Raw genomic sequence first — 21,205 nt, 5'->3', positions numbered from 1 at the left:
AGTTTAGCCGAGGGTAGACTTATAGCTATGCCCGCTGATCGCATCCACCTGGTTCGCCACGGTGAAGTTCACAACCCTGATGGGGTTTTGTATGGCCGGTTGCCGCATTTTGCTCTAAGTGTTCGAGGCCAAGAGATGGCTGCTGTATCGGCTGCGGCTTTGAAAGCCGAACGTCGCCCGGTGAGTGCAGTTATTGCGAGCCCGCTGTTGCGCACTCGCGAATCTGCTGAGCCGATGCAAGAGGCGTTTGGGCTTGAGGTTAGAACCGATCAGCGATTGATCGAACCCCACAATGTTTTCGAAGGTCGCCAGCTAAGTGGCACTCACATTCTGCTTCGCCCGCATTTGTATTTTCACGTGCGCAACCCGTTCTTGCCTAGTTGGGGCGAGCCATACGCGCAGGTTGCCGCTCGAATGCTCGAAGCGATTGAAGAAGCTTGGCGGAATACCCCTGACGGCGATGTTGTTCTGGTTTCACATCAGTTGCCTATCGTGATGGTTCAACGCAGCCTCGCTGGTTTGCCGCTGGCTCATAATCCAAAGAAACGTCGTTGCGCACTTTCAAGCATCACCACGCTTGAGCGCCAGGGCGACAAGTTTGTAGAAATTGATTATCGAGACCCAAACGCGGGTGCCGGTGCAATTGACCGAGGTGCAGTTTGAGAAAGTATCAGCGAGCGCTGCTGAACGGCGCTTTCGTTCTGATGATTATTGCCGTAATCATTGCCAGCCTTACCGGCTGTGCGGCCAATGACGGCCTTGCCAGTCAGTTCAAAGCTGGAGACAACAAAAACTACATCGCCGGCGATGGCAGTGTTACCGAATTTGCCGAAGCGAATCGCAAACCAGCAGTGGTTTGGTCTGGCCTAACCGAGGGCGGCCAAGAATTGGGCAGCGAACAATTGGCGGGCAAAGTTGTGGTCATGAACTACTGGTACGCCGGTTGTGCCCCCTGCCGCGCTGAAGCTCCTGATCTTGTTGCCCTTGCAAAGAAATACCCGGATGTTCAGTTTGTTGGTGTGAACGTTCGCGACACAGCTGAAACTGCTTTGGCTTTCGATCGCAATTTCAACATCACCTGGCCTTCAATCATTGATGCCAAGACTGGTTCGGTTCTTCTCGCATTCACCGGCATTGTTACGCCTCAGGCGGTGCCGACCACCCTGGTAATCGGCAAAGATGGCAAGGTTGCCGCCCGCGTGCTTGGTCGAATTGACCAATCGATTCTCGGCACCCTGATCAAAACCGCCATCGAGGAATAAGCATTTTGAATCCAGGCGAAATCATTCTGAACGGCTCATTGCTAGCCGCGATTCCGCTTGCGTTGCTTGCGGGCCTGGTTTCGTTTCTGAGCCCATGTGTGTTGCCACTGATTCCGGGTTACCTCGGTTTTGTGGCCGGAATGTCTGCGGCTAAATCGCGAGTGGTTCTCGGTGTAGCGCTCTTTATTTTGGGCTTTAGCGCAGTGTTTGTCGGTCTAGGTTCAGCTGCCGGTGGTCTTGGTTCAGTTATTCAAGGTCAAACCGCCGACATCATCCAAAAAATTCTCGGTGCCTTTATCGTGCTTCTCGGTTTGGTGATGATCGGCCAATTTGGGTTCATGCAGAACACCTTCAAATTACAGGTTTCAACCAAACTCGGTTTGATCGGCGCACCGCTCTTGGGTGTTGCTTTTGGTTTGGGTTGGTCACCTTGCATGGGCCCTACATTGGCTGCTGTGTTGGCGCTCTCACTAGATTCTGGTTCGGCTGGCAAGGGCGCGCTTTTGGCAGCCTTTTACTCGCTGGGTCTGGGTTTACCATTCATTGCTATTGCCAGCGGTTTCAGCTGGGCAACCAAGTCGGTCGGCTTCGTCAAGCGCCACATCCGTGCCTTTAATCTCGCCGGTGGCGCTCTGCTTGTTGTGCTCGGTTTGCTGTTGCTAACTGGCCTCTGGAACAACCTAATCGTGCTTATTCAGGAGGTGACCGTTGCCTTCATCCCAGCAATCTAGGCCGTCGCTTGACGCGCCAGAACAACCAATCAACTCACCAACCCTGAGTGTGGCTGGTTGGTCACGTTGGATCTGGCGTCAGATCACATCGATGCGCACAGCACTTTTGCTCTTGCTCATGTTGGCTGTTGCGGCAGTACCGGGCTCGGTGTTTCCGCAGCGTTCAGCCGACCCAAACGGCGTGACTCAATACTTTGACAACAACCCTCAGTTGGCTCCGGTGCTCGACGCAATTCAACTCTTTGATGTCTACACCTCGGCTTGGTTCTCAGCGATTTACATTCTGCTGTTTATATCGCTGATTGGTTGTGTTGTGCCTCGAACTTTGGTTCACGCCAAGGCTCTGCGTTCAGCGCCGCCGGCCGCACCAAGACTGTTTTCGCGAATGCCAGCCAGCCTCAAAGTGAAGACCACCAAGGCGCAGTCAGCCAAGGTTGCCGAGCAAGCTCAAGTGTTGCTCAAGAAACAGGGTTATCGCGTGGTTCGCACCGGTGATGCTGTTTCGGCTGAGCGCGGTTATTTGCGTGAAACCGGAAACCTGGTTTTTCACCTGTCGCTAATTGGTGTGCTGTTAGCCGTTGGAATCGGTGGCGGTCAAAGCTACAGCGGCCAGCGCGTGCTGGTTGAGGGCGAAACTTTCGTAAATAACCTTGCTGGTTTTGACTCTTTTGCGCCTGGCACTTTCTTCAAAGAAGAGCAGCTGGTTCCGTTTTCAGTCACCCTGGATAAATTCGAGGTCGACTTTGACTTTGTCAACCAAACCAATATCGGCACACCACTAGATTTCAGAGCCTCCGTTTCAGCGTTGATTCCACAGAGTGCTCAGAACTCAACCCTTGCCAAAAAAACTGGTGTGATTCGCGTAAACGAGCCACTGGCAATGCCAGGCTCAAACATTTATTTGACCGGTAACGGCTATGCGCCTGAGATCACCATCCGTGATAAAAAAGGCAACATCACCTATTCGGGTGCCACCGCCTTCTTGCCGCAGTCGGCCAAATACACCTCGCTCGGCGTAATCAAGGTGCCAGATGTTGAGAAGCAATTCGGAATCATCTCGTTCTTCTACCCAACCGTTGCCGAGCTAGACACCGGCGCTCTCACATCGCTTTACCCAGCGCCGATTGACCCGCTATTGACCATGAACGTTTATGTCGGTGACCTCGGCCTTGACGGTGGTTCACCTAAGAATGTTTACGCTCTCGACACTTCAGCAATGACTCAGGTTGCCGGTGGCAAGAGTGGCGTCAAGGGTCTGCGCTTGCAGCTGGGCGAAACTGTCAAACTGCCGGGTGATTTGGGCACGGTGACTTTCGACAGCCTCAAGCGCTTTGCATCCTTGGATGTTAGCTACAACCCAGGTGGATTCTGGGTCTTGGTCTTTGCCCTCATGGCACTTGGCGGAGTAACCCTTTCACTGTTGGTACCTAGAAGACGCGTGTGGGTTCGCAAAACCGAGACCGGTTTTGAAGTGGCTGCGTTGGCTCGTGGCGATGACCCTATTCTTGAAAAGGTAGTCGCCGAGGTTGCCGAGGCTCTATCTGGCAAAACTACAAAAACTACAAAATCAGAAAGTAAATAGACATGACCTCTATTGCCCTAAACCCAGAACTGGCAAGCATCTCGCGCTTGATCATCCAGGGTTCAATGCTGTTTTATTCAGCGGCATTCTTGAGCTTTGTCTTTCACCTTTCTCGGTTGGCCAGCACCAAAAAATCACTGCGTCAAGCCGCCACCAAGCTAGAGCGCGCGGGTATTGTTCTGTTGGCAATCGCAGCAGTGATTCACGGTTCTGGCGTAGTGCTTCGAGGCATCGCGGCTTCTCGTGTGCCTTGGGCCAACATGTATGAATTCTCGATCACCGGTTCGTTCATCGTTGTGGTCATTTTCTTGATCGCACTTTTCATCAAAGACATTCGACTGATTGCCACATTTGTTTCTGGCTTTACGCTTTTGATTTTGGGTTCTGCAGACGTGGTTTTTTGGGTGAACGTAAAGTCGCTCATGCCGGCGTTGCAGAGCTACTGGTTGGTTATTCACGTTCTAGTTGCAGTGCTTGCCACCGCATTCTTCAACATCGCGGCGGCGCTGTCTATCGCCTACATTTTCAAGACAGCCAAATGGGTTGAGAATTCAAAGCTCAAATTTGTTGCGCTGCTCAAGCGAATCTTGGGGTTGTTCCCGAGCATCGAAAAGCTTGAGAGCCTGGCCTATCGCTTCAACATCATTGGCTTTATTCTCTGGAGCTTCACCCTCATCGCCGGCGCAATCTGGGCCGAGCGTGCATGGCACCGTTATTGGGGCTGGGACACCAAAGAGGTCTGGACCTTCATCATCTGGACCATCTATGCGGGCTATTTGCACGCGAATGCGACTCGTGGTTGGTCGGGCAAGCGTTCGGCTTGGTTAGCAATTATTGGCTTCGTGGCAATTCTTTTCAACTTCACCGTTGTGAACCTGTTCTTCAAGGGTCTGCACGTTTACAGTGGCCTCAAATAAGCCTTCGCTAATCGAACTGCTCTCGAGTGCGAGAGTGGTGGCTTTGCCATTGCGCAATAAGTTTCGCGGGGTCTTAGAGCGCGAGATTTTGTTATTTGAAGGCCCGAATGGGTGGGCCGAGTGGTCGCCTTTTGTCGAATACTCAGATGAAGAATCAGCAGTTTGGTTGGCTGCGGCAATTGAGTTTGCCTACGGCGACATCGCTCCGGCAAATCGCACCGAGATTTCAGTAAATGCAACATTGCCAGCATTGGCGGCCGACCAGGTCGCTGCTGTTTTGGCCCGCTACGGCAAGTTTGAGACGGTCAAAATCAAGGTCGCTGAACCCGGGCAAAACCTTCAGGCCGACATTGATCGAATCAACGCGGTAATTGAAAACTACCCGGATGTGAAAATTCGTCTAGATGCCAATGGCGGTTTTGATGTTTCAACGGCTCTGAAACTTGCCGAGTACGTTCATGAAGCAGGAATCAAATTTGATTACTTTGAACAGCCAGTTAAGACAATTGCTGAAATGGCAGAGCTCAAGCTAAAGCTTTCGCCGCTTGGCATCAAGATTGCCGCCGACGAATCAGTGCGCAAGGTCAGCGACCCTTTGGCGGTTGCTCAGGCCGGGGCAGCAGACATCCTGGTTCTAAAAGTTGCACCGCTGGGCGGAATCAACCGTGCGTTGCAAATTGCTGCCGAGGCAGGTTTGCCGGTGGTTGTTTCGAGCGCTCTAGATTCTTCGGTGGGGCTCTCGATGGGTGCGCACTTGGCCGCTGCTCTGCCGAACCTTGAATTTGACTGCGGTCTTGCCACCGGCGCGCTGTTGGTTGGCGATGTTGCAAGAACCCCGATCAAACCGGTTGACGGCAAAATTAGTGTGGGCCGAGTTGAAGTTGACCCAGCCAAGCTTGACCTTTTTGAAGCTGAAGACCACCGCATTGATTGGTGGGTTGAGCGTCTCGAACGCGCCTATGCCCATCTCGTTTAGCAAGTTAGGCTGAATTCATGACAACTCAGGTTTCAGAGATTTTCGACGCTTCGATTTGGCACGAGGTGCCTGGTTTTGACTCGCTTGAAGACATCACATATCACAAGCACATGACCCTTGGCATTGTTCGTGTTGCCTTCAACCGGCCTGAGGTTCGCAACGCATTTAGACCAAAGACCGTAGATGAACTTCACCGCGCACTTGATCACGCTCGCATGGATTCAAGAGTGGGCGTGGTGCTTTTGACCGGCAACGGCCCTTCTGCAAAAGATGGTGGCTGGGCTTTTTGTTCAGGCGGCGACCAGCGAGTTCGCGGCCGCGACGGCTATAAATATGCCGAGGGTGAAACTGCAGAAACCATCAACCCAGCTCGAAATGGTCGACTACACATTCTTGAAGTTCAGCGCCTGATTCGTTTCATGCCAAAGGTGGTTATCGCGCTGGTTCCCGGTTGGGCAGCTGGTGGCGGCCACTCATTAAACGTGGTTGCCGACTTGTCTTTGGCAAGTGCCGAGCATGCCAAGTTCAAGCAAACCGATGCCGATGTTGGCTCGTTCGATGCTGGTTACGGCAGTGCCTACCTGGCCCGCCAAACTGGTCAAAAATTTGCACGCGAGATCTTCTTTCTTGGTGCCGAATACAGTGCGCAGCGAGCTTATGAAATGGGTGTCGTGAACGCCGTTGTGCCTCACGCCGAACTTGAAAAAGTTGGCGTTGAGTGGGCCACCGAGATTCTTCGCAAGTCACCGCAGTCAATTCGTATGCTCAAGTTTGCTTTCAACGCTGTTGACGACGGCATTGCCGGGCAGCAACTTTTTGCCGGTGAAGCTACTCGACTGGCCTATGGAACAGACGAGGCTGTTGAAGGGCGCGATTCGTTCTTGCAGAAGCGCGAGCCAGACTGGTCGCCATACCCTTGGCACTTCTAAAGCTGGTTGCAGCCAACGACACTTTCGGCGCGTTGGTCGCAATGACCGATGTTCTAGACGGCAAGTTAGCCCTATTCGTAACCGCACCTGAAGTGAACGGCAAAATGCCTGAAACTTTTGGCCTACCCGATGAAGCTCCTGAAGGCGTAGCCCTAATTGTTGAAAGTTCAGGCTCAACCGGAACCCCAAAACGAATCGAAATTTCTCGTGAAGCTTTGCTGGAATCGGCCAATGCATCTGCGCTTGCACTTGGTTCATTCGAAGGAACCGCTCAGTGGTTATTGGCTCTGCCACTGAATTACATCGCCGGATTGAATGTGCTGGCACGATCTGTTCTTGCCGGCACCCAACCGGTGATGTTGAATACTTCTGTGCCTTTCACGCCCGAGGCATTCTCAAATTCAGTGCGTCACATGACTGGCGACCGCCGCTACACCTCGCTGGTGCCAACTCAGTTGGCTCGTCTAGCCAAGGCAATCGACCAGGATGAATTCTTGCTCTCGCAGCTTCGACGCTTTGACGCAATTTTGGTAGGTGGCCAGGCGCCTCAAGACGAGGTGGTGCAAAAGCTTCGTGCGCTCGATGTCAACATCGTGATCACCTATGGAATGACCGAGACCTGTGGTGGCTGCGTCTATAACTCACAACCATTGGCTGGCGTTGAACTCAAAACTGTAGAAGGGCGCATTGTCATTCGAGGCTCTGTGCTGGCCAACGTTGAAACTGATTCAGATGGCTTTTATCTCACCAACGACGAAGGTATTGTTTATGCCGATGGCCGCCTTGAGGTGCTCGGTCGAATCGACCGAGTGATCGTCTCTGGCGGCATAAAAATATCTCTCGACCGGGTTGAGCAGTTGGCTGCTCAAGTTGCTGGTGTTGCCGAGCTGGCCGCCTCGGCAATTGACGACAGCGAATGGGGGCAACGAGTGGGCATAGTCTTTGTTGGCAGCCCTGAGGTCTCTGAAGACATCGCTAGCGCCTTGGCCGATGACCTAGGCCCAGCAGGTCGACCAGTCAGAATTTTGCGCATTGACGCGCTACCAAAGCTAAACTCGGGCAAGCACGACTTGCTTGCGATCAAGCAAATTTTCGAGGAGAACTAATGTCAAAGAAGAAACTCAGCCCCGTAAAACTTTGGGTTGAAGGCGCACGCTTGCGCACCCTGCCTTTGGCAATCGCTCCGGTGGCAATCGGTATTGGTGCATCAATCGCAGCCAAGTCATTCAGCCCAAACCTCAGCCTTTTGGCTTTGTTGGTTGCGCTGTTTCTTCAGATTGGTGTGAACTTCGCCAACGATTATTCCGATGGCATTCGTGGCACTGATGCTCAGAGAGTCGGGCCACTTCGCCTGACCGGCTCAAATTCAGTGAAGCCAAAGGCTGTCAAATATGTAGCCTTTGCTTTCTTTGCAATGGCGGCGGTTTTCGGTCTATTGATCGTGATTTTCACCCAGCACTGGTGGTTTATTGCGGTTGGCGCAGCGGCAATTACTGCCGCTTGGTTTTACACCGGCGGAAAGAACCCGTACGGCTATTCAGGGTTCGGCGAGATTGTGGTTTTCATTTTCTTTGGCCCTGTTGCGGCTTACGGCACCGCGTTTATTCAAATCGGGCACTTTGATTTGAACTCATTCATGGGTGGTGTCGCAGCCGGTTTCTTCGCGTCAGCTGTTTTGATGGTCAACAACATCCGTGACCGCGAATTTGATGCCAAGGTCGGCAAGTCAACGTTGGCCGTCAAAGTTGGGCACAAGCCGGCTAAAGCACTTTTCATGATCATGCTTTGGCTGCCATTTGTGATTTTGGCGCCGTTCCCGTTCTTTTACCCGGTGACTTTTTTCGCCTGGGTTAGCGTCTTGATTGTGTTGCCGGTAACCCTAATCGTGGCTTCAGCCGAGACCGCCAAAGAGCTTATTTTGGCGCTAAAACTAACCAGCATTGCTGCGTTGGTGTTTGCCGTTCTATTCGGTTATGGCCTAGCGGCTATTACTTTTTAGTTGAATCAACCGCGTCGTCTTCAACGGCGCTGTCGGTGTCAGAAACATTCTTTCGGCGGTTTTCTACCGACTTAGCAATTGCCTCAGAAACTGCGTTGCGCTGCTTGCCAAAGAACAAGAGTGAAATCGAAAGCGAAATTGCCGCGGCAAACAGGGTTGCCAAAATCGGCGGGAATGAAGCCAGCAACATGATGGTCAAGAGCACTGCAAACAGGCCCACGCGAATGACGATGTAGTTGATCCAAGGGTTCTTCATGGAATAAGTCTAAGTTTTTGTCTGGTTAGAGTTAAACCATGAAGTGGTTAGTTTTTGTAGGCATCGCAGTTGGCATTCTTTTGATCTTCACCGCCACCTATGCAATCAGCAACGCGCTAGATAAAAAGCGCCGTCCTAAAACAACCACGCTCGCGCCAGATGACGACCCGCAGTTCCTAAGAGATTTGCGCGAGAAGCTCAACGGCCAGAACCCAGAACCAGACTCTGACCAAGAGCCCAAAGGCGATGATGACTCAAAGCAGTAATTCACCGGCTCAGGTTTTTGCAGCGCACCTTTTGGCCTCGTTCGCTAAGGCGGGTGTTCGCAATTTTTTCATCGCTCCGGGTGCCAGATCTCAGGCTCTGGCAATCGCTGCAGGGCAGTTGGCCAAGGCTGGCAAAATTGACCTCAGAGTTCGCTTGGATGAAAGAAGTCTCGGCTTCACCGCACTAGGCGCAGCATTGATCAGCGGCGAGCCATCGGTGATTATTACCACCTCTGGAACCGCCGTAGCGAACCTGCACCCAGCTGTGTTGGAGGCAAACCACTCGGGCGTTCCGCTGATTCTTTTGACCGCTGACCGACCACACGAACTTCGTGGCGTTGGCGCAAACCAAACCACAAATCAAATTGGCATTTTTGGCGATGCGGTTCGCGAGTGCCTTGACGTGCCAGCTCCAAATGGCAACGATGGTGAAATTCTCGAAGCTGCCCAGATTGCCGTGAATGCCATTTCAAGCGCCATGGGCTATGAGGGTGAGCAGCCTGGCCCGGTTCAGCTAAACCTTGCTTTCAGAGAACCGCTTTCGGCAACATCACCTAATGCTGCCGAATTGAACCCGCGCATTTCACTGCCAGACATCTATGAGCCGCATCCTGAATTTGCTGTTCTTTCAGCTGATCGCCCAACGGTCGTAGTTGCCGGTGCTGGTGCGGGTGACGATGCAGTTGAACTTGCTGAGGCATTCGGCTGGCCACTCTTCGCCGAGCCATCATCTGGTGCTCGAATGGGCTCGAACGTAATTCTTGGCTACCGAAACCTGCTTGAGAACCATCCTGAACTTTCAGGCGATATCTCGCGCGTGATTGTTTTTGGCAAGCCAACTCTCGGTCGCGCAGTCATTCGCTTGCTTTTCAATAGTGAAGTTGAAGTGGTGGTTGTTAGAAGCAAAACCATGGGTCACTTTGATGTTTCTCGTAGAGCAAGTCACGTGGTTGACGAGATCACCGTTGACGACGAAGTTGATTTTGAATGGCTTGAGCGTTGGCGTCAGGCTGATGCCGCGATTGTTCACCAATCCTCAGATGTGCTCGATCGCCGTGCTCTGATTGAGGCAGTTTGGGAGAAAAACACCGGTGCCGACCAGCTTCTGCTTGGTGCCTCGAGACTTATTCGTGAAGCCGATGCTTGGGCTCCGGCAAAGGCTATCCGTGTGTTTTCAAATCGCGGTCTGGCCGGAATTGACGGAACCGTTGCGACCGGAACCGGCATTGCACTCATCGAACGCGAGGGCACTACTCGTGTGCTGCTTGGTGACCTGACTCTGTTGCATGATGCCAGCTCACTTGTCATTGACCCGCTTGATGGTGACCTAAACCTTCAGGTGATTGTTGGCAACGATAACGGCGGCTCTATTTTTGGCGGTCTCGAGATGGCTTCAACCCTAGATAGTGAGACCTTCGAGCGACTGTTCACAACTCCGCAGAACGTAGATTTGTGGCATCTTGCTCAGGCTTATGGTTGGGGCTACGAACGCGTTGAGACTCTTGGTCAGCTTGACGAGGCCTTGGCAAAAACTGGTCGTGTGCTAATCGATGTTCGACTTAGCTAAGCGCTTCGCGAATAGGTCTAAATTTCAAATCAGTTTCGGCGAGCTCAGCCAGTTCGTCTGAACCGGCGACGATTCCGCAACCAGCAAAGGCACGGATGTTGCCTTCGGCAAGTTGAGCCCCGCGCAAGGCAATAGCCCATTCGCCATCGCCATCAGCACCGATCCAGCCAACTGGCCCGGCGTAGCGACCTCTATCGGTCTCTTCAAATTCTTGAATGAATGACAGCGCGGCTTTGGTTGGTGTTCCGGCTACTGCCGCGGTTGGGTGCAGAGCAGCAGCAAGATCAAGCACCGATGAGTTCTCGTTGAGAACACCGTGAACATCGCTGGCAAGGTGCCAAAGGTTTGGCAATGCAAGGCTGAAGGGTTTTTCATCGGCGTCTACGTTTTTGCAGAACGGGGTAAGAGCCTTCACCAAAGAATTCACGGCAAATGCATGTTCAGCCGTGTTCTTCTCAGATGCCGCTAAGGCAGTTGAAATTGCCTGGTCAACCTGAGGGTCTGTGCCTCGGCCAGCTGTGCCGGCCAGCACACGAGCAGAGACCTGACCGTGTGAAACGCGAACTAACAGTTCGGGCGATGCTCCGAACAAGCCATCAACCGAATAGATCCAGCAGGTTGGGTAGGCGTCAGCCATTCGTTTGAGAACTGTTCTCAGATCAAAATACGTTGGAGCCTTGGCAATCAAGTCGCGGGCCACCACAGCCTTTTCGAAATCGCCAGAAGCAATGCCTGCATTTGCCGCTCGAACCAGGTGCTTGAAGTCGTTCGGGGTCACCTCGCCTGCAATCAGCTCGACTGCAGGGTTCTCAAAATAAACGCCGGGCTTAGACCAAAAATCAGCAACATCGGGGGCGTTCTCGCCAACAACCGAAACTGTGGTCAACCACACGCGACCATCACGCTCACCCAAAATGACACGTGGAACAATCAACACGCTCTCGGCTTCGCTCAAGTCAGAGAAAGCGAATGCACCGAAGGCTACAAGGCCTGTTCCCGGCAGTTTCAGGTCATCGTGAATTTCTGAGTTGGCAACCAATGTTTGCCATTGACCAGCAAGGTCTGCAAAGCGGTTTGCGCCTGCCTTGCTCGTTAGCTTGACCACCTCGCCGAAGCCAACTATGCCGCCACCGGCACGGATGAATGCCAGCGGATTCTCTGGCAAGTGGTCGATCAGGCTGAAGTCAGAAGTAGCGATTTCTTGGGTAGAGAGAGCGAGTTTCAACGCATTCCTCCCTGGCTGTGTGTTCGCTGTGAAGGCTCCGAAAACATGGTGCCAACCTATTGATGCTCAGTATCCTGAACTTGAACTTGTAAAAAAAATACTACGCCCGCAAAGGAGGCCAGAATGCGCAAGTCACCAATCGCTTCGCTGCTCATTGCTCTGGCCTTGTCATTCATTGGGCTTTTTGGCGCCTCGGCAGCCAGTGCCGCCCCGCTTGCAACCAGCCCTGCAGGTTCTGGCTTGAGTGCGGGCACACCAGTTGTGCACCTAGAAGACGAAGAAGATGAGCCTGAAGACAGTGAAGACGTCGAAGACTCAGAAGACACTGAAGATTCCAGTGACGATAGCGACGACAGCTCAGACGACTCTGGCACCGGCGCCGATGATTCTGAAGATTCAGATGACGACGGCGGCGCGTTTAATGCCGAAATAGTTGTTCCGCCAACCATCATTCGACCTCATGGCGATCGTGAGCCTGGAGAATTTCCAGAAGAGCGCGGCATAGATCCTGAGTCGGGCAAAAACATCGACACCACCGGAATTCGCGGCCCCCACAAGTCGCCAGAAAAGCAAATTCTTGAGACTGCCAGCGCGGGGCTAACCGCCGTTGGTGTTGGTGTAGTTGGTCTTGGTGCAGTCATGACTGTGAGAGCTGTGCGCAAGCGAAAGGCTGCCGGCGAAACCAACGATTACTTCTACGGCGAATAGTCGCTCTGCCCGCTTCGGCCATCCAAGCCGAAGGTAGGATTGACCTCGTGAGCAAAGCAGATTTGGCTAAAAAGCCAGCAGAAGTAGCAGCCATGTTTGATGACGTGGCACCAACTTACGACCTAACCAATACCTTGCTTTCATTCGGTCAAGACCGTCGCTGGCGCAAAATCGTGCGTGACGCAGTGTTTCCTGAAGCCGGCCAAAAAATTCTTGACCTTGCTGCCGGAACAGGCGCATCATCCGTGGCATTCACCGGGCCAGACATCAAGGTCGTAGCCGGAGACTTCTCTGAGGGCATGTTGGCTGTTGGTCGCAAACGTCACCCTGAGATCGAATTTGTTTTTGCAGATGCCACCCAACTGCCATTCGCTGACAACGAATTTGATGCAGTCACTATCTCGTTCGGGCTTCGCAATGTTGTGAACGTCGACAAAGCGCTCGCCGAAATGTTCAGAGTCACCAAGCCAGGCGGCCGAATCGTCATTTGCGAATTCTCAACTGTCGTGAACCCGGTTCTGAAGCCGCTTTATGAGTTCTATCTCAAGCGTGTTTTGCCATCTCTTTCAGCGGTGGCGACCAAAGCCCCAGATGCCTATGGCTACCTATCTGAGTCAATTTTGGCTTGGCCGAACCAACGCGAGTTGGGTCTGATGGTTAGCAATGCCGGCTACGAGAGCGTTGCCTATCGCAACCTAACTTTTGGCACGGTCGCGATTCACCGTGGACTCAAGCCAAAGGCGGCTGCCAAGAAACCAGCCGCTAAAAAGCCTGCAGCCAAGAAGCCGGTCGCTAAGAAGGCTGCTAAGTGAGCCGTATTTCTCTGCCTAGGCAACTTCGCAAGGTTGCTGATCGTGCGCTTCTAAAGTCACTTGAATCTGGCCTTGAAATCGTTGAAGACCAGCTTTTGGCGGCAACCTCGCACGCCGACAAAATCGCTGGCGCATCTGCCCGTCACCTGGTCGAAGCCGGTGGCAAACGTGTTCGCCCAACCCTGGTTCTGCTTGCTGCTCAACTCGGTGACCCAACCCGCCAAGATGTTCTTGACGCTGCTGTGGTCGTTGAGCTGACCCACCTGGCAACTTTGTATCACGACGATGTCATGGATGATGCCCCAACGCGTCGCGGCGTTCCAACTGCGCAAACTATTTGGGGAAACTCGGTGGCCATTCTCACCGGCGACCTTTTGTTTGCCCGCGCATCTCAGGTGGGTTCGCACCTGGGTCAAGCATCTCTGACCCTGCAGGCTGACACTTTCGAGCGCCTTTGCTTAGGTCAATTGCACGAAACCATCGGTCCTTCAGAATTTGAAGATGCAACCGCACACTACATCCAGGTAATGGCCGACAAAACTGGCTCACTTATCTCGGCTTCGGCACGGCTAGGAATTGTGCTCTCAGGCGCACCAGCTGAGTACGAAGAACCGTTACGGGTTTACGGCGAAAAAGTTGGCGTTGCTTTTCAGTTAATTGACGATGTGATTGATATCTCTGAGGCCGGCCCATCAGGCAAGACTCCGGGCACGGATCTTCGCGCTGGTGTACCTACTTTGCCAGTGTTACTTTTGCGCAAGGCTGCCGCAGCCGGTGATTCTGAGGCCCAGAGCCTGATCGACTTTATCGACGCTGGTCTTGAAGAAGACGCAAAGTTGAACGAGGCTCTGGTTCGATTGCGCAATCACGAAGTAGCCGAACGCTCATACCTTGAGGCAAAGCGTTGGGCCGATGAGGCAGTCGAGGCTCTCGAGATTCTTCCTGAGGGTTCCGTCAAGAATGCCCTAGCCCAGTTCGCTCAAGCCGTTGTCGATCGAACCAACTAGATCAAAATGGCACTAACCGCAGCTCGCGCCAAGACAGTTGGCAATTCAATCCTGGCGATGTTTTTTATCCAAGGATTTGTGCAGACAACTTATTTGCCGCGCATCCCCGAACTGATTAAACAGCTAGAAGTTAGCTTCACCACCTGGGGTCTGATTATTGGTTTGTCCGGTGCTGGTGGAATTCTCGGCCTAATTTTCACCAACCGACTCATCTCGCGATTTGGCACCAAGGTAATGACCATTGTGGGCGGTTCGCTTCAGGCAGCCTTTCTCGGTGCGCTTGCATTCACTAATTCGCCGTTCATCTTTTTTGTTCTTCAGGCGGCTATGGGTTTTGCCGGCAGCATGCTGAACATTGCTCTCAACTCGCAATCAGTTGCCTTGCAAAAAGCGCTTAATAAAGTTGTCATCGGCAAGTTCCACGCTGCTTGGAGTATTGGTGCCGCAAGCTCGGCCGGCATCGCGGGATTCTTTGCGACCTTTATGCCGTTGACTATCCACCTAACTTTGATTCCACTCGTCGGCATTGTGGTGATCTTCTTGGCCGGCAGCAAAATGCTCAGCGGAGCCGAAGATGGGCACGGAAAATCTGGCAAGGCTAGCAAAGCCTCAACCGCAAAAAAGATCCCATTCTTCAAATCACCCGGTCAGGTTTGGCTTTTGGCCGCAGGTCTGTTTACCGGCGTCTTTGGCGAACTAGCCATGATGGACTGGTCAGCGGTTTTTGCAAAAACCACAATGGGGCTCGAACCAGGCGTGGGCGCTATTCCCTACACGGCATTCGCAACCACAATGATCATTGGCCGACTCAGCATTGGCCGCCTAACAAAGCGCTTTCACATCAGCGACCTTTCGCGAATCGGCGGTCTAGTTGGCTCGGTTGCAATGATGTCGGGCGTGCTTGCTGGCGCGCTGCTTTCGAGTACAGATAAAACTCTCGCACTTGTGGTTGCTTCAGCATTGTTCGCGCTTGCTGGTTTGGGCACAGCCCCGCTAGTGCCTTCATTCTTCAGCGCTGCTGGTTATGTCAAGGGGTTGAACACCGCCCAGGTGTTGGCTCGCATGAGCTTGGTGAATACCCTCGTGGTTTTGGTTGCCAAGATTGCACTCGGCGCACTTGCCGAAAGCGCTGGGCTGGTTATTGCGTTTATCTTCCCGACAACCATGATGCTGTTCGCGGCACTCATCGCCGGTGTGGTGGCTAAGCGAGCCAAGAGCAACGAGGCGGCGGCCAATGCGTTCCCTGCCACTGGCGCTATGTCAATTATTCAAGAGTGATTTTTCACGGATGAAAAAAGCCCCGGTTGCCCGGGGCTTTTTTTATTCACTATCTAAAGTTAGTAGCAACCTTTTGGTTCACTATCTAAAGTTAGTACCAACCTTTTGGTTCACTATCTAAAGTTAGTGAACTGAATATCAATGTCTAGGTCTTTACCCTTGAGCAAGGCCATGGTCTCTTGCAGGTCGTCGCGGCTCTTGCTCTGCACGCGAAGTTCGTCACCCTGAATTTGACTCTTGACGCTCTTCGGGCCTTCTTCGCGAATGATCTTCGAAATCTTCTTGGCCTGCTCTTGATCGATACCGTTCTTCAGCTCACCCTCGATGCGGTATTCCTTGCCAGATGCATAAGGCTTGCCATCGACGAAGCTCTTCAACGAGATTCCGCGCTTGACCAGCTTTGACTGAAAAACGTCAAGCACCGCTCGCACGCGGTCTTCGCTCGAAGCCTTCATCAGAATTTTCTCGCCGCTCCAGTCGATTTCTGCGCCTACGCCTTTGAAGTCATAGCGAGACTCGATTTCTTTTTGAGCCTGGGTGAGTGCGTTTGACGCCTCTTGTTTGTCTACTTTGCTTACGATGTCGAATGTTGAATCAGCCATGGGGTTAGTTTACCGAGGCTGAGGGCATCCGTGGCTTAGGCCTCTGTGGCCGGGCGGGCGGTGCTTGATCGCACCAGCAATGAAACCGGCCATTCGACCGATTCGTGGCGGTTCACGCGAACATCTGGGTCGGCGTCGTCAAGAATCTCGAGCAACCACATTGTGGCAGTTTTAGCCTGCTCGCGAACGCGCTGGTTCACGGTGCTTAGGCCAAAGAACTCCGATAGGTCGTGGTTGTCGATGCCGATTACCGAAACATCCTGGGGAACCTGCAAGCCAAGGTCTTTGACGGCCATGATTACGCCGATGGCCATTTCGTCTGAGTTGCAGAAAACCGCAGTCGGTGCGTTGCGTGGGTCGCCAAGCAATTGCTTAGTTCTAAAGAATGCCCCAGGAATCGTGTAGTCGCATTCCATCTTCCAGGCTGGGTTTTGAGTGATGCCGGCTTCTTTGAGAGCATCTAGGTGGCCAAGGGTTCTAAAGTTTGCCTGGTTAAATTCGAGGTCAGAGCCGGTGTAACCACCGAGGTTCGCAATCTTGCGGTGTCCAAGTGAGATCAAGTGTTCGGTGGCAAGCTTGCCGGCGCTAAAGTCATTCATCGCCAAGCTGCGGGCACCCTGGATCGGGCCACCGATTCCAAGCACCGGTCTTTGCAAGCGGTTTAGTGTGTCTAGTTCATCGGCGCTTGGGTTAACTGCAACCGAAAGCAAAGCGTCAACACGCTTGCGACCGAGAAAGTCTTTGAAGATCTTGTCGCGCTGCATTTTGCCGCCGCTGAGGTTATAAAGAGTCAGGTCATAGCCGTGCTCGATCAAAGTCGATTCCATGGTTTCGAGCATGGTGGCAAAGAACCAGCGGTCAACATAAGGCATGATCACACCGATGTTGCGGTTGCGGCCGGTGGCCAGGGTGTAGGCCGAGTGAGAGGCAACATAGCCAAGTTCGGCTGCTGCAGCTTCAACTTTTTGGCGTGCGCGCTCTGAAACGTGGTCTTTGCCGGCTAGTGCACGCGAAACTGTAGCAGTTGAAACTCCTGCAAGTTTTGCAACGTCTTCGATGCCGGCCATGACTACCTTCTGTAAATAATGAAATTTATGTAAGCGCTTTATAAAAGATTGTCAGACTTGCGTAAAACAGGCAAACTGACACACCGATTTCACCACTGGCGGTTATTGGGCTAAACTAGGCAAGCATGTTCGTTGACCCTCGGGTCAAAGTTCGGCAAATGGCTAGTTACCCAAGCGGCCAAAGGGATCTGACTGTAAATCAGCCGGCTCAGCCTTCGGGGGTTCGAATCCCTCACTAGCCACAAAACCCCAGCCCTCCACGGCTGGGGTTTTTTATTACCCTACCGATTTTGACTAGGTGAGCAATCCGGCAAACCAGGTGAGCAGCGGAATTCCGATGAAAAGGTTTATTGGGAACGTGATGCCCAGACTCGTTGTGATGTAGAGGCCAGGTTTCGCCTCTGGCAACGAGAGCCGCACCGCTGCTGGCGCGGCGATGTAAGAGGCGCTTGCGCACAGCAGGCCGAACACCACTGAGCCGCCTTGGCTGATGCCGATGGCTTGGGCAAGCCAAACGCCCGCCATGCCAGCCATTAGCGGAAAGGTCACCGCAAAACCCAGCAAGCCAAAGCCTGCGCTTTTCACCTCTTGAAGGCTTCGACCCGCTTGTATGCCCAACTGCAGCAAGAAAATCGCCAGCATCCCTGAAAAAATACCGCCAAAGAAAGGTTCAACTTTGCTGTATCCCTCGGGGCCTGTCGCTATGCCAATTACAATTCCGCCCAGCAGCAGAACCACCGATTTCGAAGTCAAGACTTCGTTCATGGCAACTGCGAGGGAGCCCTTGGCAGCAGCTTTCTTCGCTAACAGAATTCCAATAATGATTCCTGGAACTTCCATCACCGCTAGCAGCGAAGGCATGTAGCCCTCGACCGTTAAGCCGGAGCTTTCTAAAAAGACCAACCCGGCGGTAAAAGTAACCAGTGAGGTCGAGCCGTAATGGGCGGCGATCGCACCCCGGTTTATTTTGTCTAACGGCGTCAGGGCTCTGAGGCTGAAAAACACTACAACCGGAATTAGCCCACCGACGAATACCGACACCAGAACAGGCAACCAAACCTGGCTTGCGGGCGTTGTGCTCAAGGCGACTCCGCCTTTGATTCCGATCGACAAAAGCAGATACATAGATAAAAATTCGAAAACCGGCCCCGGAACCTGAAGGCTGCTTTTCATTAGCACCAAAGTAATTCCAAGAAGAAAAGCTAAAACCGGCACAGAGGTGAGGTTCACAAGGGCGAGCTGAAGAGAATCCAAATCAATTTCCTTACCTGACAAACTTGACAGGAATAAGAATACAGGAAAAACTATTCATTAATAAAAATACCTATGAAAGGCTTTTCAGTGAACGTTGAATTCTGGATGTGGGCGGCAGTTTTGGGCGCAATCCTTCTGATGCTCTTGGTTGATCTTTTCGCTCATCGAAAAGCGCACGAAATTTCTATCAAAGAAGCTGCATTGTGGTCAGGCTTCTGGGTCGCCACCGGAATTGCGTTTGGAATCTTGATTTGGAACCAGTTCGGCGCGGAATATGGGCAGCAATATTTCGCGGGGTTCCTGATTGAGAAATCATTAGCCATCGACAACGTATTTATCTGGGCAATCATCTTCACCAGCTTTGCTGTGCCAAGAAAATACCAGCACAGGGTCTTGTTCCTCGGTGTTCTAGGTGCTCTCGTGTTTAGAGGAATCTTTATTGCCGCCGGTTCGGTAATCATTGAGAGCTTCGCTTGGGTTCTCTACATATTTGCCGCATTCCTCATCTTTACCGGCGTGCAAATGCTGCGTAAACAAGCAGAACACGATGACCCCTCTAAGTCGGCTTTCTTTCAATGGTTCTCACGCGTTGTTCCATCAACCAACCAATACGATGGGCAAAAACTATTGGTCCGCAAGGGTGCCAAAGTTCTCGCCACGCCGCTACTCATGGTCTTGGTGCTGATCGAGCTAACAGACATCGTTTTTGCCGTCGACTCGATTCCCGCGATTTTTGCGGTTACTTCGGAGCCATTCCTGGTATTCACGGCCAACGCTTTCGCGATACTTGGCTTGCGAGCCATGTACTTCTTGTTGGCCGACATGATGCATCGATTTGTATATCTAAAGCTCGGCCTTGCGTTAGTGCTGATTTGGGTGGGCGCCAAGATGGGCTTGCACGACATTGTGAAAATCCCAACATCTGTTTCACTGCTAGTCATTGTCGGGATCCTCAGCATCGCAATAATTGCCAGCTTTAGGGCAACCAAAACGACCCAGAAAGCAGAGGAGGAAGCAGCAAAAGTGCGAGAATAATGGCATGGCTAATTGGACTTTTCTCACCCATCACGGACACGTGCTGGTCGCGATTGCCCAGGATGCTGACCTAACGATTGACCAGATTTCAGCAAGGGTTGGTATAACAGCCCGAGCTACAGCTGGAATTCTCAATGATTTGGTCGATGCCGGATATCTGGTGAAAGAGAAGGTCGGGCGAAACAACCGCTATACGGTTCACGGTGAGCTTGCCATGCGTCACCCGCTCAACGAACGCACGAGTGTTGCCGACCTGCTGGCATTATTTGGCTAGCTGAGCCTCGCTCGCGTGTTCTAGGGCATGGCAGAATTACTCGGATGAGTGAACAAAGCCAAACAGCACAAGAAGTAACCTCCTTGGGCGAAGAAAAGCCAAGCGCCAACATGATCGGCTGGCAAAAGCGGGTTTCGCTTTTCATGACCGGGCAAGCGGTCTCGATGTTCGGTTCATTCCTAGTTCAATACGCCATCATGTGGCACCTAACCTTGACAACCAAGTCAGGGCTTGTACTTGCGTTGGCCGCCATCTTCGGGTTTTTACCGCAGGCAATTGTTTCAGTCTTCGCAGGCGTGTGGGCGGATCGAGTGAATCGAAAAGCAATGATTATGGTTGCCGATGCCGTGATTGCTCTGTCAACACTCGGTTTGGCCTTGTTCATGCTTTCTGGCATTGAAGACCTGTGGCTGATATTTCTTGTGATGGCGGTTAGATCGACAGGCGCGGGTGTTCAGATGCCTGCTGTCTCAGCTCTCTTACCTCAGGTTGTGCCAACCGACAAGCTCATGCGCATCAACGGCATAAACAGCAGCATCCAGTCGGCGATCGGGCTGCTTGCTCCCGTTGCGGCAGCGGCCGTGTATTCATCCATGTCGCTGGTTTCAGTATTTTTCATCGATGTAGTCACGGCAATTATCGGAATCGGTTTGCTGTCACTTGTATCGGTACCTCTGCTTGAGCGAGTGAGCACAGGTGAAAAGCCTTCGTATTTCACCGACCTGGCCGACGGGCTCAAGTATGCATTCGGTCACGATTTGGTGCGCTGGGTTTTGGGCATTTTTGCTGTCGTGTTTTTGCTAACCGTTGCGCCGTCAAACCTCTCACCACTCATGGTCGCTAGAAACTTTGGTGCCGAAGTATGGAAACTTACGGTTCTTGAGATTTGTTTCGGTGTTGGAATGGCTATCGGTGGCGGTTTGATGGCCATATTTGCCAAGAAAGCCAACCGAATTTCGATGATTATTGGAACATCGATTCTGTTCGGCATTCTGGCTGTTGGTCTAGGCTTCACAACCAATCTGATCGTGTTTTATGTACTTTTCTTCATCATTGGTTTGCTGGTTCCAGCTTTCTTCACTTCGGCGATGACGCTATTGCAAGAGACCGTTGAACCCGAGCGTCAAGGCCGAGTTTTTGGTTTTGTCGGAATTGTAATTTCAGTTGCCATGCCAATCGGCATGTCGATTCTCGGCCCACTTGCCGACGTTATTCGAGTTGAGCATCTGATGGTTGCCGCAGGCTCAGCCATGGTGGTGGTTGCTTTGATCGCACTTTTGCTGCCTTCAGGCCGCCGGGCAATTGAGGCAGCGCACGCTTCAAGCGGCGTGAAATAAAAGCCGTCCACCAGCGATAACTTGGGCAGCCTGGCCCATGAGGCAATCCTGTCAATCCTCAGGGCTTGTGCTAGATTCGTCGTAAATAAATTTCCATTGGGGAGGAAATATCTTGAAAAAA

At 52.5% G+C, this 21,205-nt stretch carries 23 protein-coding genes and 1 tRNA gene; 19 read left to right on the top strand and 5 right to left on the bottom strand.

The annotated features are described in order from the left end of the window. The first annotated feature begins 27 nt into the window (after positions 1–27). The 9 genes from Q0L26_RS02305 to Q0L26_RS02265 are packed head-to-tail and all read left to right on the top strand — an operon-like array spanning position 28 to position 8,396. Positions 28–663 (top strand): histidine phosphatase family protein, encoded by a 636-nt coding sequence (locus tag Q0L26_RS02305; protein WP_296646825.1) that lies wholly within the window; start codon positions 28–30, stop codon positions 661–663. After that, on the top strand, positions 660–1,262 hold the full coding sequence (locus Q0L26_RS02300) for a TlpA disulfide reductase family protein (protein ID WP_296646824.1): 603 nt from the start codon (positions 660–662) through the stop codon (positions 1,260–1,262). The genes Q0L26_RS02305 and Q0L26_RS02300 overlap by 4 nt, the downstream gene beginning before the upstream one ends. 5 nt (positions 1,263–1,267) lie before the next feature. Beyond that, entirely contained in the window at positions 1,268–1,993 is a 726-nt protein-coding gene (locus Q0L26_RS02295) for a cytochrome c biogenesis protein CcdA (RefSeq protein WP_296646821.1), read from the top strand. Then, entirely contained in the window at positions 1,971–3,575 is a 1,605-nt protein-coding gene (locus Q0L26_RS02290; protein WP_296646819.1) for a cytochrome c biogenesis protein ResB, read from the top strand. Before Q0L26_RS02295 ends, Q0L26_RS02290 begins: the two co-directional genes overlap by 23 nt. 2 nt (positions 3,576–3,577) lie before the next feature. Then, positions 3,578–4,492, top strand: coding sequence for a c-type cytochrome biogenesis protein CcsB (gene ccsB, locus Q0L26_RS02285; protein WP_296646816.1), 915 nt, complete (start codon positions 3,578–3,580; stop codon positions 4,490–4,492). Beyond that, a complete protein-coding gene (locus Q0L26_RS02280; protein ID WP_296646814.1) occupies positions 4,479–5,468 on the top strand; it encodes an o-succinylbenzoate synthase in 990 nt (329 codons plus the stop codon). The genes ccsB and Q0L26_RS02280 overlap by 14 nt, the downstream gene beginning before the upstream one ends. Before the next feature lie 17 nt (positions 5,469–5,485). After that, on the top strand, positions 5,486–6,397 hold the full coding sequence (locus tag Q0L26_RS02275; protein ID WP_296646812.1) for a 1,4-dihydroxy-2-naphthoyl-CoA synthase: 912 nt from the start codon (positions 5,486–5,488) through the stop codon (positions 6,395–6,397). Beyond that, positions 6,385–7,503 carry an AMP-binding protein gene (locus Q0L26_RS02270; RefSeq protein ID WP_296646810.1) on the top strand — a complete coding sequence of 373 codons (1,119 nt, stop codon included), beginning with the start codon at positions 6,385–6,387 and terminating at the stop codon, positions 7,501–7,503. The genes Q0L26_RS02275 and Q0L26_RS02270 overlap by 13 nt, the downstream gene beginning before the upstream one ends. Next, positions 7,503–8,396 (top strand): 1,4-dihydroxy-2-naphthoate polyprenyltransferase, encoded by an 894-nt coding sequence (locus Q0L26_RS02265; protein WP_296646808.1) that lies wholly within the window; start codon positions 7,503–7,505, stop codon positions 8,394–8,396. The genes Q0L26_RS02270 and Q0L26_RS02265 overlap by 1 nt, the downstream gene beginning before the upstream one ends. On the opposite strand, the gene Q0L26_RS02260 is transcribed toward Q0L26_RS02265, so the two are convergent. Then, positions 8,386–8,652: a DUF4229 domain-containing protein gene (locus Q0L26_RS02260; protein WP_296646806.1), complete on the bottom strand. Its 267-nt coding sequence runs from the start codon at positions 8,650–8,652 to the stop codon at positions 8,386–8,388. The two genes, Q0L26_RS02265 and Q0L26_RS02260, sit on opposite strands and share 11 nt — an antisense overlap. Before the next feature lie 38 nt (positions 8,653–8,690). Between Q0L26_RS02260 and Q0L26_RS02255 the strand changes: the two genes are divergently transcribed. Further along, the gene (locus tag Q0L26_RS02255) at positions 8,691–8,918 is read left to right on the top strand and encodes a hypothetical protein (protein WP_296646804.1); all 228 of its coding nucleotides are present in this window, start codon (positions 8,691–8,693) and stop codon (positions 8,916–8,918) included. Then, a complete protein-coding gene (gene menD / locus Q0L26_RS02250) occupies positions 8,899–10,485 on the top strand; it encodes a 2-succinyl-5-enolpyruvyl-6-hydroxy-3-cyclohexene-1-carboxylic-acid synthase (RefSeq protein WP_296646801.1) in 1,587 nt (528 codons plus the stop codon). The genes Q0L26_RS02255 and menD overlap by 20 nt, the downstream gene beginning before the upstream one ends. On the opposite strand, the gene Q0L26_RS02245 is transcribed toward menD, so the two are convergent. Then, on the bottom strand, positions 10,478–11,710 hold the full coding sequence (locus Q0L26_RS02245) for an isochorismate synthase (RefSeq protein ID WP_296646798.1): 1,233 nt from the start codon (positions 11,708–11,710) through the stop codon (positions 10,478–10,480). The two genes, menD and Q0L26_RS02245, sit on opposite strands and share 8 nt — an antisense overlap. Before the next feature lie 123 nt (positions 11,711–11,833). Here Q0L26_RS02245 and Q0L26_RS02240 point away from each other — a divergent pair, with 123 nt between their 5' ends. From Q0L26_RS02240 to Q0L26_RS02225, 4 genes are read left to right on the top strand one after another with little or no spacing between them, the layout of a single operon-like run. Beyond that, positions 11,834–12,418, top strand: a complete 585-nt coding sequence (locus tag Q0L26_RS02240) for a hypothetical protein (protein ID WP_296646796.1) — start codon at positions 11,834–11,836, stop codon at positions 12,416–12,418. 47 nt (positions 12,419–12,465) lie between these two features. Further along, positions 12,466–13,230, top strand: coding sequence for a class I SAM-dependent methyltransferase (locus Q0L26_RS02235; protein ID WP_296646793.1), 765 nt, complete (start codon positions 12,466–12,468; stop codon positions 13,228–13,230). Continuing rightward, on the top strand, positions 13,227–14,237 hold the full coding sequence (locus tag Q0L26_RS02230) for a polyprenyl synthetase family protein (RefSeq protein ID WP_296646790.1): 1,011 nt from the start codon (positions 13,227–13,229) through the stop codon (positions 14,235–14,237). Before Q0L26_RS02235 ends, Q0L26_RS02230 begins: the two co-directional genes overlap by 4 nt. A 6-nt stretch (positions 14,238–14,243) precedes the next feature. Continuing rightward, on the top strand, positions 14,244–15,515 hold the full coding sequence (locus tag Q0L26_RS02225; protein ID WP_296646789.1) for an MFS transporter: 1,272 nt from the start codon (positions 14,244–14,246) through the stop codon (positions 15,513–15,515). Positions 15,516–15,628: 113 nt separating this feature from the next. Here Q0L26_RS02225 and Q0L26_RS02220 read toward each other — a convergent pair whose 3' ends face one another. Both Q0L26_RS02220 and Q0L26_RS02215 read right to left on the bottom strand, forming a co-directional pair. Then, positions 15,629–16,117, bottom strand: a complete 489-nt coding sequence (locus tag Q0L26_RS02220) for a YajQ family cyclic di-GMP-binding protein (protein ID WP_296646787.1) — start codon at positions 16,115–16,117, stop codon at positions 15,629–15,631. 35 nt (positions 16,118–16,152) lie between these two features. Continuing rightward, the gene (locus Q0L26_RS02215; protein ID WP_296646785.1) at positions 16,153–17,184 is read right to left on the bottom strand and encodes a LacI family DNA-binding transcriptional regulator; all 1,032 of its coding nucleotides are present in this window, start codon (positions 17,182–17,184) and stop codon (positions 16,153–16,155) included. A 160-nt stretch (positions 17,185–17,344) separates the two neighbouring features. Here Q0L26_RS02215 and Q0L26_RS02210 point away from each other — a divergent pair. Beyond that, positions 17,345–17,426 (top strand) — tRNA-Tyr (locus Q0L26_RS02210). 52 nt (positions 17,427–17,478) lie between these two features. Here the strand turns inward: Q0L26_RS02210 and Q0L26_RS02205 are convergent. After that, positions 17,479–18,438, bottom strand: coding sequence for a sodium-dependent bicarbonate transport family permease (locus Q0L26_RS02205; protein ID WP_296646784.1), 960 nt, complete (start codon positions 18,436–18,438; stop codon positions 17,479–17,481). A gap of 87 nt (positions 18,439–18,525) precedes the next feature. Between Q0L26_RS02205 and Q0L26_RS02200 the strand changes: the two genes are divergently transcribed. The 3 genes from Q0L26_RS02200 to Q0L26_RS02190 are packed head-to-tail and all read left to right on the top strand — an operon-like array spanning position 18,526 to position 21,084. Continuing rightward, positions 18,526–19,473, top strand: a complete 948-nt coding sequence (locus Q0L26_RS02200; RefSeq protein WP_296646779.1) for a TerC family protein — start codon at positions 18,526–18,528, stop codon at positions 19,471–19,473. Between the two features lie 4 nt (positions 19,474–19,477). After that, a complete protein-coding gene (locus Q0L26_RS02195) occupies positions 19,478–19,747 on the top strand; it encodes a helix-turn-helix domain-containing protein (protein ID WP_296646778.1) in 270 nt (89 codons plus the stop codon). A 44-nt stretch (positions 19,748–19,791) separates the two neighbouring features. Continuing rightward, positions 19,792–21,084: an MFS transporter gene (locus tag Q0L26_RS02190; RefSeq protein ID WP_296646776.1), complete on the top strand. Its 1,293-nt coding sequence runs from the start codon at positions 19,792–19,794 to the stop codon at positions 21,082–21,084. Positions 21,085–21,205: the final 121 nt, after the last annotated feature.

Origin of the sequence: Rhodoluna sp., assembly GCF_024641065.1 — a bacterium.
Taxonomy (GTDB): Bacteria; Actinomycetota; Actinomycetes; order Actinomycetales; family Microbacteriaceae; genus Rhodoluna.
Note: the sequence above shows the minus strand (reverse complement) of the source record. Positions and strands in the feature narration are given on the sequence as shown.